General features: G+C 60.3%; 12 protein-coding genes. 11 read left to right on the forward strand and 1 reads right to left on the reverse strand.

Going from position 1 to position 11,935, the window contains the following annotated elements:
• Window positions 1–62 precede the first annotated feature (62 nt).
• Window positions 63–1,292 carry a putative ABC transporter permease gene (locus DXD49_RS06740; protein WP_117743346.1) on the reverse strand — a complete coding sequence of 410 codons (1,230 nt, stop codon included), beginning with the start codon at window positions 1,290–1,292 and terminating at the stop codon, window positions 63–65.
• Window positions 1,293–1,577: 285 nt separating this feature from the next.
• Between DXD49_RS06740 and DXD49_RS06745 the strand changes: the two genes are divergently transcribed.
• From DXD49_RS06745 to DXD49_RS06795, 11 genes are all read left to right on the forward strand, one after another.
• Window positions 1,578–3,248: an amidophosphoribosyltransferase gene (locus DXD49_RS06745; RefSeq protein ID WP_117743345.1), complete on the forward strand. Its 1,671-nt coding sequence runs from the start codon at window positions 1,578–1,580 to the stop codon at window positions 3,246–3,248.
• A gap of 157 nt (window positions 3,249–3,405) precedes the next feature.
• Window positions 3,406–4,509 carry a phosphoribosylformylglycinamidine cyclo-ligase gene (purM, locus tag DXD49_RS06750; protein WP_117655823.1) on the forward strand — a complete coding sequence of 368 codons (1,104 nt, stop codon included), beginning with the start codon at window positions 3,406–3,408 and terminating at the stop codon, window positions 4,507–4,509.
• Window positions 4,499–5,200, forward strand: coding sequence for a phosphoribosylglycinamide formyltransferase (purN, locus tag DXD49_RS06755; protein ID WP_117794570.1), 702 nt, complete (start codon window positions 4,499–4,501; stop codon window positions 5,198–5,200). The genes purM and purN overlap by 11 nt, the downstream gene beginning before the upstream one ends.
• Window positions 5,201–5,355: 155 nt before the next feature.
• Window positions 5,356–5,817 (forward strand): PTS sugar transporter subunit IIA, encoded by a 462-nt coding sequence (locus tag DXD49_RS06760; RefSeq protein ID WP_117794571.1) that lies wholly within the window; start codon window positions 5,356–5,358, stop codon window positions 5,815–5,817.
• Between the two features lie 135 nt (window positions 5,818–5,952).
• A complete protein-coding gene (locus tag DXD49_RS06765; RefSeq protein ID WP_117743341.1) occupies window positions 5,953–7,173 on the forward strand; it encodes a peptidylprolyl isomerase in 1,221 nt (406 codons plus the stop codon).
• 54 nt (window positions 7,174–7,227) lie between these two features.
• Window positions 7,228–7,671: a GatB/YqeY domain-containing protein gene (locus DXD49_RS06770; RefSeq protein ID WP_117743340.1), complete on the forward strand. Its 444-nt coding sequence runs from the start codon at window positions 7,228–7,230 to the stop codon at window positions 7,669–7,671.
• Between the two features lie 416 nt (window positions 7,672–8,087).
• Window positions 8,088–8,819, forward strand: a complete 732-nt coding sequence (locus DXD49_RS06775) for an amino acid ABC transporter ATP-binding protein (protein WP_055251548.1) — start codon at window positions 8,088–8,090, stop codon at window positions 8,817–8,819.
• A gap of 8 nt (window positions 8,820–8,827) precedes the next feature.
• The gene (locus DXD49_RS06780; RefSeq protein WP_117794572.1) at window positions 8,828–9,703 is read left to right on the forward strand and encodes a transporter substrate-binding domain-containing protein; all 876 of its coding nucleotides are present in this window, start codon (window positions 8,828–8,830) and stop codon (window positions 9,701–9,703) included.
• A gap of 25 nt (window positions 9,704–9,728) precedes the next feature.
• Window positions 9,729–10,475, forward strand: coding sequence for an amino acid ABC transporter permease (locus DXD49_RS06785; RefSeq protein ID WP_117743673.1), 747 nt, complete (start codon window positions 9,729–9,731; stop codon window positions 10,473–10,475).
• 3 nt (window positions 10,476–10,478) lie between these two features.
• Entirely contained in the window at window positions 10,479–11,117 is a 639-nt protein-coding gene (locus tag DXD49_RS06790) for an amino acid ABC transporter permease (RefSeq protein WP_055285379.1), read from the forward strand.
• 171 nt (window positions 11,118–11,288) lie between these two features.
• Window positions 11,289–11,912, forward strand: a complete 624-nt coding sequence (locus DXD49_RS06795; protein WP_055251542.1) for an AAA family ATPase — start codon at window positions 11,289–11,291, stop codon at window positions 11,910–11,912.
• Window positions 11,913–11,935 lie beyond the last annotated feature (23 nt).

Raw genomic sequence — 11,935 nt, forward strand, 5'->3', positions numbered from 1 at the left:
GTGGGGACACATGTATGTCAATCCTGGTCTAACAGAGCCTTGCGTTTTGGGCGCGGTGGACGCTACACGCGCGTCGCATCCTTGGGGCTCATGGTCATGCTCTGGAAACGATTTTCCATATACTCATTATCGAAGTACGTGCCGTAGAACTGCGCAACGGGAATATCGCTGACCGTGCCGTTGACGCGCTGGTACCAGTAATCGAGCGACTGCAGCGTCATGACGCCGTCGACCAGCATAATGATGGTGAAGATGACGGTAGCGGAGTAGCGGCTCTTCCACGGAATCATGTTGATGAGATTGAGCAGCCTCGGCAGCAGCAGCTTGATCCAGATGAGGCCACCCAGGCCCCACAGGCAGGCAAAGCCCGTGCAGGTGCGTCCGCCGGTAAGGACGGCGAGTGGGTCGGGCATGCCAAAGAGCTTCATGTGCGAGTAGTTCCACGAGACCACACCGAACGAGGTCTGCATAAACCAGCCCACGAACACCTCAAAGCTTGCGCCAAGTAGGGCACTCACCAAAAAGATAATGATGGGGTTCTTTTTGTAGAAGCGGTTGAGCACCATGGTCATGAGTACGGCGCCAAATCCGTAGATGGGGCTGAAGGGGCCAAACAGCATGCCGGCGCGGTTCTGGTAGACGCCCGGGTCGTCGACCGTCATATGCCAGATGTCCTCCAGGATCAGGCCGAGTACGCAGCAGACAAAGAATACCCAGAACAGGTTGAAGTAGTTGAGCTTGATGTAGCCTTCGCCGGTCTCATCGCGGCCGAGCATGCCCTCGGCGGCGGCGTCGCGATCGAGCATCTCCTGCAGGCGGCGCTGCAGCTCGCGCTCCTGACGAAGCGTGGGGTCGACGGTGGCCGAAAGCGCGACGAGGATGCCGAGCTGGATGGCGGGGCGCAGCAAGAACGGCCCGATACCCTGGAGCATCACGTCGACCAAAAGCTCAACGACGGTAAATGCGATAAGGATATAGGACAGGCGCGCGGCGTTGCGGCGCTGGTTTTTGATAAGGTCCAGGCCAAAGATGATCAGGATGACGGCACTTGCCGCAGAGAGCATGATGCCGGCGACGATGAGTCCAACCGCGACGAGCGTGTTGTCGCCGAGCTTGGCGGCGGTGTTGCCGGTGATGAGCGCGGTGATGACCTGCCACATAAAGGCGGCGACCGACGGGAGCGTGCCCACGCCGGACAGAATGCACAGGGCGGCGTACACCTTAATGATCAGGGGGATCTTCTTGACCTCGGTGGCGCTGGGGACGCTGGGGTCGAGTTCATTTCGATCCATACATAACCTTTCTCGCTTTGTTGCAGGTTATAAGGATACGCCGCCGACCTGCCAAAAGACAGGACAAACGACCCAATTGCAACTTTGTAATCCCCAACGGTGGACACGGCGGCCATCTGGGGGAGCGGGCGCTTGCGCTGGACAGACCGATAAAATGTTTGGCTACAAAACTGATTATTAGCTCGGTGGGCTTTTAAAAAGCGCTGTTCATGCGCGGGAGTGCTTGTCCTGCCGTGCGTATAATAAGGTGGGTAACGCCAAAATACGAGGCTCTGAGGGGATGCCATGTCTCAAGAAACCATCCGCGCGGCCGAGCGTGCCGCGGGACAGGTGAACACCATGTCGACGTATGATCCGGACTCCGACCAGCTGCATGAGGAATGTGGCATTTTCGGCGTATGGGCGCCCGATCGCGACGTGGCTCGACTGACGTACTTTGGCCTGCGTGCGCTGCAGCACCGTGGCCAGGAATCGGCGGGAATCGCCGTGGGTGACGGCGGCACGGTTATGGTCCGCAAGGATCTGGGCCTGCTCGACCGCGTGTTCTCCAACGCCGACCTGTCGACGCTCTCCGGCCAGCTGGCCGTGGGCCACGTGCGCTATGGCACCGCCGGTGCCAAGAGCTGGGAAGCCTCTCAGCCGCATCTTTCTACCATCAACAGCGTCATTATCGCGCTTGCTCACAACGGCACGCTGGTCAACACCGACGAGCTGCGCCGCCAGCTGATCGAGCTGGGCGTGCCGTTCCTCTCCAATTCGGATTCCGAGGTCGCGACCAAGCTCATCGGCTACTTTACTCAGCGTACAGGCCATCTGCGCGAGGGCATTCGTAAGACCATGGAACTCGTGCGCGGCGGCTACGCCATGACGCTCATCAATGAGCAGGCGCTCTATGCCTTCCGCGACCCGCACGGCATTCGCCCGCTGGTGCTGGGCAAGCTCGTGGACGAGGGCCTGGACCAAGCCGATGCCGCATCCGTTTCGCAGCTGCCGTCGCAAGACGACGCCGCGACGGTCGACGCCACCACCCATGTCACGCGCGCTGGCGGCTGGGTCGTTGCCTCGGAGACCTGTGCGCTCGACATCGTGGGTGCCGAGTACGTCCGTGATGTCCGCCCCGGTGAGATTTTGCGCATCAGCGCCGAGGGCCTGGTATCCGAGCAGGGCGTACCTGCAGCCGAAGAGCCTGCCAACTGCATCTTTGAGCAGGTCTACTTCGCCCGCCCCGACTCCATCATGAACGGCAAGAGCGTCTACGCCTGCCGCTACGACATGGGTCGCCAGCTGGCACACGAGGAGCCCGTCGAGGCTGATCTGGTCATCGGCGTGCCCGACTCCGGCCTGCCGCCCGCGGAGGGGTATTCGCACGAGAGCGGCATTCCCTTTGGCGAGGGCCTCATCAAGAATCGCTATGTGGGCCGTACGTTTATCGAGCCCACGCAGGAGCTGCGCGCCATGGGCGTGCGCATGAAGCTCAACCCGCTGCGCGACAACATCGAGGGCAAGCGCCTGGTCGTCATCGACGACTCCATCGTGCGCGGCACCACCATGGTGCAGCTCGTCAAGATGCTGCGTAACGCCGGCGCCAAGGAGATTCACATTCGCATCAACTCGCCCGAGGTCATTTGGCCGTGCTTCTACGGCATCGATACCGACGTGCAGTCGCAGCTCATCAGTGCCAACAAGACGGTCGATGAGATCTGCGAGTACATTGGCGCCGATTCGCTGGCCTTCCTTTCGGTCGAGGGCCTGCTGAAGGTCATGCCCAAGGGCGGCTATTGCGATGCATGCTTTACCGGCCGCTATCCCGTGGCGATTCCCGAGAGCTTTGGCCGCGACAAATTTATGGAGGGCTTTAAGCCCCGCAACCTGGACAAGCCGCTGCACTTTGACGACGACGCCGTGGTCGAGAAATACGACGACCGCAGCTGGGAAGAGGAACACGGCGAGGCCTAAAGCCTGCCAAAAAGGGACAGGTTTATTTTGGTAGGTTTTACCTGCTGTTTTGTTGATATGGCGGCGCGTGCTGTTATGGCGCGCGCCGAAATGAACGCAACTATGAGCACCGTTTGGCGCCCGCGCGGCGCCACGGTAATGGGAGAGGAAGGCTCAGATGAGCGACAGCAAGCATGTGACGTATGAGGATGCCGGCGTCGATACCGCCGAGGGCGGCCGCGCCGTCGACGCGATTAAGCAGATGGTCAAGGACACCAATCGCCCCGAGGTTATCGGCGGCATTGGCGGCTTCGGTGGCCTGTTCTCGGCTGCCGCGCTTAAGGATATGGAAGACCCGATCCTGATCAGCGGCACCGACGGCGTGGGCACCAAGCTCGTGCTCGCCCAGATCATGGACCGTCACGAGACGGTGGGTCAGGACCTGGTCGCTATGTGCGTCAACGACATTCTGGCTTCGGGCGCCGAGCCGCTGTTCTTCCTGGACTACGTTGCCATCGGTCACATCGAGGCCGAGCACATGGCAAAGATCATCAAGGGCGTGGCCGATGGCTGTAAGCTCGCGGGCTGCGCGCTTGTGGGCGGCGAGATGGCCGAGCACCCGGGCGTCATGGCCCCCGCCGATTACGACCTCGCCGGCTTTACCGTGGGTGTCGTCGACCGTCCCAAGATGCTCGACCCCGCAAACGTCCGCCCGGGCGATGTAATCCTGGGCCTGCCTTCCACCGGCGTGCACTCCAACGGCTACTCGCTCGTGCGCAAGGTCATCGGCGTCGACGGCATTAAGCCGGGCACGCCCGAGGCCGCCGCTAAGGCCGAGGAGCTGAGCCGTCCGCTCGAGGAGCTCGGCGGCGCATCGCTCGCTGACGCCCTGCTCGCTCCCACGCGCATCTACGTCAAGCCGATTCTTGAGCTGCTGCGCGGCGGCGCTCCGGTGCACGCGATTGCCCACATCACCGGCGGCGGTATTACCGAGAACCTCAACCGCGCGCTCGCCGACGACGTCGACGCCGTGGTCACCCGCAATGGCGCTGAGATGGGCTGGGACGTTCCGCCCGTCATCACCTACGTGTCGCGCCAGGCTGAGCTCGCGCCCAACGAGGCGTGCAAGACCTTCAACATGGGCGTTGGCCTGTGCCTGATCGTCGCCCCCGAGGACGAGGCCGCGGTTACCGAGGCCCTGGTCGCGCTGGGCGAGAAGCCGTTCCGCGTAGGCGAGTGCGTCGAGGGCTCCGGTAAGGTTGTGTACTCCGATGAGCGCTAACGGGCAGGTGACTGCCGGCGAAGGTCTGGGCTTTGTGCCCTACACCCGTCCAACCGGCACTGATACGGCCGAGCCGCTCAAGATCGGTGTGCTCATCAGCGGCTCTGGCACCAATCTGCAGGCGCTGATCGACCTGATCGCCGCTGGCAAGCTCAATGCTTCGATTGAGCTGGTGGTCTCGAGCCGTCCTTCGGCCAAGGGCCTGCAGCGTGCCGAGCGTGCGGGCATTCAGACGCTCACGCTGTCCAAGGATGTCTATGCCGACCCTATTGCCGCCGACGAGATCATCGCGCACGAGCTGCTCGAACGCGGTTGCGAGTATGTGGTCATGGCCGGCTACATGCGCATGGTCCGCACGCCCCTGCTGGCGGCGTTCCCCAACCGCGTGGTAAATCTGCATCCGGCGCTGCTGCCGAGCTTTACCGGCGCGCATGCGATCGACGATGCCTTTGCGCGCGGCGTCAAGGTGACCGGTGTGACCGTGCACTTTGCCAACGAGATCTACGACAACGGTCCCATCATCGCCCAGCGTGCGCTGGCTGTCGAGGAAGGCTGGGACGTCGACACGCTCGAGGAGCACATCCACGCGATCGAGCATGTGCTGTATCCCGAGGTGGTCCAGATGCTCGCCGACGGCCGCGTCCACGTGCTGGAGAGCGGCAAGGTCGCAATTGACGCGGCACGCGGCTAGCGGCGCACAGTACAATTTAGCCGAGTAGTCAGGGTGGTCATTGGCGCCAAGGCGCGCGTGGCCACCTTTTGTTTTAGGTAGTCACCTGCGACGTTCTTGAATGACTAGTCGTTTAAGAACGTCGCAGGTGACTAGGTGAGAGAGGTGAGCGCACGGTGGATAACGAAGCGCTGTTTACGCCTGAGCTGGTGTTTTTTGATTGGGAGTGCGCGACGCCGGATGAGGTGTTTGCGCGGCTCGAGGACGAGCTTGCGCCTCGCGGCTACACTGCGCCCGGTTGGCTCGATGCCGTCCGCATGCGCGAGGATGCCTATCCCACGGGTCTTGCCATGCCGGTGGCAAATATCGCCATTCCGCATACCGATCCGGGGTTTGTAGCCAAGCCCTATATCGCGGTGGTAAAGCCCGCCGCACCCGTAACATTTAACGCTATGGCTGGCATGGGCGCTCCGGTGCCGGCGCAGATCGTCATCAATCTGGGCATCGCCGAGCCGGGCGGCCAGGTCGAGGCCCTGCAGGCGCTCATGAACATCTTTATGGACGCGGATGTCGCGGCCGATGTGCTCGGCCAGACCACACCTCAAGGCATGGTCGACGCCATCCGCCGCCACTTTTAAAGCCGGCACTTGGGGACAGTCCCTAACTGCCGGCAGAAAAGGAACGTCCCCAAGTGCCAGGGTTGCCCCCTTTGTCGCGGGGGCCGCGTTGTGACACAATGGCGTTTGTTCGATTCGTTATGCGAAAGGCCAAACATGGCAAATAAGAAAAAGAACTCCGAGGCCGCGCCGACGCCCGAGCAGCAGGCTCGCGCTGCCTCCAACTCTCGTAAGAAGCAGCGCAAGACGTACGTGTCTAAGACCGTCAAGATCGTTCTGGTGGTCATCGGCGTGCTGGCGATGCTGCTTTCCGTCTCGGCCATGGCGTGCTCCGGCCTTATGTCGCAAGCAGAGGATACCTCGGGCTACAAGCTTACCGGTGGTGTGGCTGCCACTATCAACGGCACCAACCTTACCGAGGACACCGTGACCAAGCAGATCATGAGCATGCGCACGTCCTACGGCTACACCAAGGACAAGGACTGGGCGCAGTATCTGGTCGACAACGACCTCACGCCCAAGAAGTACCGCAAGCAACTCATCGACTCCTACACGCAGCAGATTCTGCTTCAACAGGCACAGAAGGAGAACGGCGTGACGGTGTCGGACGAGGAGGTCGAGAAGGCTTGGAAGGACGCGTGCAAGAGCGCGGGCGGTGCCAAGGCCTTTAAGAAGACCCTTAAGACCTACGGCTACACCGAGGACACCTATAAGAGCTCGCTCAAGGAGAGCCTGGCGCAGCAAAAGCTCAAAGATGCCGTGGCGCCCACCAGCAAGCCCAAGGACAGCGAGATCGTCGATTACATCAACGAGAATCTGTCGAACTACAACGATGCCCGCCGCTCGTCGAACATCCTGATCAAGGTCGATTCCGACGCATCCGACGAGGACAAGGCTGCCGCCAAGGCTAAGGCGCAGGAGTGCCTGGACAAGATCAACTCCGGCGAGCTGAGCTTTGAAGACGCCGTGAAGCAGTATTCCGACGACACCGGCTCCAAGGAGAAGAAGGGTGACGTGGGCTGGGACAAGCTCACCACCTTCGTCGACAGCTACCAGGCGGCACTCGAGGGGCTCAACAAGGGCGATGTGAGCGACGTGGTCGAGTCGACGTACGGCTATCACATCATCAAGTGCACCGACTACTTCCATGTCGATAATCAGGTCGATGACATCAACCAGGTGCCCAAGGCCATCAAAAAGTACGTCTCCAACGTGGTGAAGACGCAGGCAGAGAGCACTGCGTATAGCGAGTGGCTGGAGCAGTACAAGAAGGATGCCGACATTACCGTTAACCCCATGCCCAAGGACGTGCCGTACAACGTCAGCCTGAAGGGCGTCACCAAGAGTTCGACCGACGATTCGTCGACGACTGAGTAATCATGGGGCGGCGCTCGTGTGAGTGCCGCCCGCACTATTGAGGAGGATTTGCAGATGACCAACGAAGAGCTGCAGAAGGAAATGATTGCGGCCATGAAGGCCAAGGACAGGGTTCGCCTGTCTATCATTCGCCAGGTTAAGGCTGAGGTGAAGAACATCGAGGTCAATGAGCGCCGCGACGTGACCGAGGAAGACGTCAACAGCATGATCAAACGTCTGATCAAGCAGACAAGCGAGACGCTGGAGATGTCCATCAAGGCCGGCACCGACCAAGAGCGTACCGACAACCTGACCGAGCAGGTCAAGATTCTGGAGAGCCTGCTGCCCGCGCAGGTTTCGGGCGAGGAACTCGAGGCCCTGATCGAGCAGGTCATCGCCGAGCTGGGCGCCACGTCCAAGAAGCAGATGGGCCAGGTCATGGGTGCACTCGGCAAGGCCACCGGCGGCAACTTCGACAAGCCGGCTGCGGCAAAGATCGTCGGAGCGAAATTGGCGTAATTTGTTACGCGGTTTTACCAAACCGCGTAACGGCTCGACGCTGCAAACCCGCAAACACGGCAATCTGACGTTCAATTTCAAGGGCGCGACCATAAGGTCTGCGCCCTTTCATTTCACGTCACCTTGCTCGCGTGTACGGGTTTTCGCTGACTTATGCTCAACAAGGGCGGTTGTATTATTTTCGGGTCTTGAGGGGCGTGGCCGTCATGGTCGCGCCCCTTTTTGGTGGGGCACCCATTGGGGACAGACTTAAATGAGTGCCCAATGAGCAGGTACTCATTTAAGTCTGTCCCCAATGGGTGCCAACGAGTGGGTGGAAGATTGCGGGTTCTTTACGGGGGTGCAGTGTGGGCTGCGGAAACGCGATTCTTTCCGTACAATGATGCAATTCGTGTAAACGCAGGGAAGGGGCATTCATGGCAGACATGATCGAGATCAAGCATCTCAACAAGTACTTTGGCGACCTGCATGTGCTCAAAGATATCAACCTCACCGTCAAGCGCGGCGAGAAGCTCGTAATGATCGGGCCTTCCGGTTCGGGCAAGTCGACGCTCATCCGTTGCGTCGACTATCTGGAGGAGCCCACATCGGGCGAGGTCATCATCGACGGTACGCCGCTCACCAAGAAGAATCACCTGGAGATGGCTCGCAAGTACAGCTCCATGGTGTTTCAGCAGTTCAACCTGTATCCCAACATGACGGTGCTCGGCAACCTGACGCTCGCGCCCATCAAGCTGCAAAAGAAGAGCAAGGAGGAGGCGACCGAGATCGCCATCGCCGCGCTCAAGCGCGTCGGCATGGCGCATAAGGCCGGCGAGTATCCGCAAAACCTCTCGGGCGGTCAGCAGCAGCGCATCGCCATCGCCCGTGCCCTGTGCACCAAGCAGCCCATCATCCTGTTTGACGAGCCGACCTCGGCGCTCGACCCCGAGATGGTGCAGGAGGTGCTCGACGTTATGATTGAGCTCGCGCAGGAGGACATCACCATGATCTGCGTGACGCATGAGATGGGCTTTGCGCGCCAGGTGGCCGACCGCGTCATCTTTATGGAGGACGGCCGCATCCTGGAGGAGGGCACGCCCGAGCACTTCTTCGATAACCCCGAGAACCCGCGCTGCCGCGAGTTCCTGTCCAAGATTCTGCATTAGGCGCGGTGATGGACATGACGGATATGACGAGGGCGGCCGTGTCGCGCCGTCACTTTTTGCAGCTGGCGGGCGCTGGCATGCTCGCGCTGACGGGGACCGCGCTCACCGGTTGCGGCAACTCCACCAGCGGCGAGGCCTCCGACAAGGGCTCCAAGCTTGCGGCCATCAAGTCGCGCGGTCATCTGAATGCCGGCGTTAAGAAGGACGTTCCCGGCTACGGCTATTACGACACCGCCAAGGGTCGCTTTGAGGGCATGGAAGTCGATTTGTGCTACCAGATTGCCGCCGCCGTCTTTGATGTGAGCTACAAGGAGGCCCGCGCCCAGGAGCTTGTCGAGTTTACCGACGTAACGCCCAAGACGCGCGGCCCGCTGATCGACAACGGCCAACTCGATGTGGTCGCGGCGACCTACACCATCACCGACGAGCGCAAGAAGAGCTGGGATTTCTCGACGCCGTATCGCACCGACTACGTGGGACTCATGGTCAAGAAGCGTTCGGGCTTTTCCTCGATTGAGGACCTGGACGGCAAGGTCATCGGCGTGAGCCAGGGTGCCACCACACAGGGCCTGATCGAGCAGATGATCAAGGATAACGGCTTTAGCTGCGAGCCCGAATTTAGGGCCTTTAGTGGCTATCCCATCATCAAGAGTTCGCTCGACGCCGGCAATATCGACGTCTTTGCCATGGACCGCTCCACGCTGGCCGGCTATATGAATGAGACCGTCGAGCTGCTGCAGCCCGAGATCAAGTTTGGCGAGCAGGGCTACGGCGTGGCGACCAAGAAGGACTGCGACCTTTCGGCCGTGGTCGATCGGGTGGTCTGCGATCGCCTGGCCGACGGCTGGCTCGATCAAGAGGTCAAGACCTGGGGTCTTGTGTAGGCGCATCGTCCAAGGAAGGAATCAAATGCTCGAAGGATTGTTTGACGCCGATCGCTGGTCGACGACATTTCAAAACATGGGGCCCTTCTGGGAGGGCTTTGGCGTGACGCTGCAGGTGGTTGTTGCCGGTCTGCTGTTGTCGCTGGCGCTGGGCACGCTGCTGGGCGTGTTCTCGACCACCCGTTCGCGCGTGCTGCGTGCCATCAGCCGCGTGTACGTGGAGTTTTACCAGAACACTCCGCTGCCCGTGCAGGTACTCTTTATGTACATGGCCGGCCCGCAGTTTTTGCAGGCCATAACCGGCGCCGACCAGCCGGTGCGCATCGCGCCGTTTGTGCTGGGCTTCTTGGGTGTGGGCCTGTACCACGCGGCCTACATCTCGGAGGTCATCCGCACCGGCATCGAGGCCGTTCCGCGCGGTCAGATGGAGGCGGCCCAGAGCCAGGGCTTCACCCGCGCGCAGGCTTACTGGTACATCGTGCTGCCCCAGACGTTCAAGATCATCCTGCCGCCGCTGTGTAATCAGGCGCTCAACTTGGTCAAGAACACGTCGGTGCTGGCGCTCGTAGCCGGTGGCGACCTTATGTACCGTTCCGACAACTTTGTGAGTCTGTACGGTTACCTGCAGGGATACATCGTCTGCTGCCTTATGTACTTCATCATCTGCTTTCCGCTCGCCATGCTGGTGCAGTGGCTCGAGCGCCGCTCCAAGGAGCGTCCGCGCGGCGTGAGCCTGGCCGAGCTGGGGCTCGACAACGTAGAGGAGGCCTAGCGCATGGAAATCTTCAACGCGACCAACCTGCTCTACATTTGGGGCGGCTTTGTTAAGACCATCGAGATCTCGGCGCTGTCGATCTTTTTCTCGCTCATCTTTGGCACGGTGCTAGCGCTCGTTAAAAGCTATGCGCCTCGCCCGTTCCGTATTTTGGTGAGCGCCTATATCGAGCTGTTCCGTTGTACGCCGAACCTGCTGTGGATTCTGTTTATCTACTTTACGGTGCAGGGTTTGGACATTGTGATCTCGACCATAGCCTTTACGCTGTTTACCAGCGCTGTTATGGCCGAGATTGTGCGCGGCGGCCTCAACTCGATTCCGCGCGGCCAGTTTGAGGCAGCGCAGAGCCAGGGTTTTGGCTTTTTTGCCACCATGCGCTACATCATTCTGCCGCAGACGTTTAAGACGATCATTCCGGCGCTGTTCAGCCAGTGCACGACCGTCATCAAGGACAGCTCGTATCTTTCGGGCATTAACGTGGCCGAGCTCATGTACACGGCAAACGTCGTGATGGCCCATGCGATCGACCTGTCGCAGGTGCTTATGCTCTACGGCCTGGTGTTTGCGATGTACTTTGTGCTCAACTTTGGTATCTCGTTGCTGGTGAGGGCATATCAACGTCGTATCGTGGCCGCATAGTCCTGCTTCCCCAAGCACGGCACCTTGCCCCTCAATCGTCGCTTGCGTACATTTAGTACGCGGCGCTCCTCTTTCGGGGCAATCTGCCGCACTTGGGAAACCAGGACCGGCGTAAGTGACAAAATGGGAAACAGAGACTGCCTTTTTCTCATTTGTTAGAAAGGAATCGCGATGAGCGATCTGGAGAACAAGAAGAATCCTGTGGTCATTACCATCGCGCGCGACTTTGGCGCCGAGGGCCACGAGATTGGCCGCATGCTTGCCGACGAGTTGGGGATTCCGCTGTACGATAACGAGCTGCTGGTGCGCGCATCGCTGCGCGCGGGCGAGTCGCTCGATAAGATGGCCGCCTATGACGAGCGTCTGGCCGTTGAGAACATGGCGTTTCTGCCCGACCGCTACGATGCGCGTTCGTACTCGGATAAATTGTTCCAAAAGATGAGCCAGGTGATTTTGGATCTGGGCGAGACCGAGAGCTGCATTATCGAAGGCCGTCTGTCCGATTACCTGCTGCGCAACAACCCCAACCACATTGCCGTGTTGGTGACCGCACCCTTTGAGGACCGCGTCGAGATTGTGCGCAAGAAGCGTGGCCTTAACAAAAAGAAGGGCGCCAAGCTGGTCAAACAGCAGCAGAAGGCGCGCGAGGCGTTCTATAAGCGCTATAGCGCCGGAAAGTGGAAGATGACGAGCGGTAAAGACATCGTCGTCAATCGCGCCAAGCTGGGTCGCGAGGGCTGCAAAGACGTCATCGCGGCGGCCTACCGCTACAAAGTGGCCCAGCTCGAAGGCTAGCCGACCAAAACCACCACAAAGGG

Origin of the sequence: Collinsella sp. TM05-38, assembly GCF_003466445.1 — a bacterium.
Lineage (GTDB): Bacteria > Actinomycetota > Coriobacteriia > Coriobacteriales > Coriobacteriaceae > Collinsella.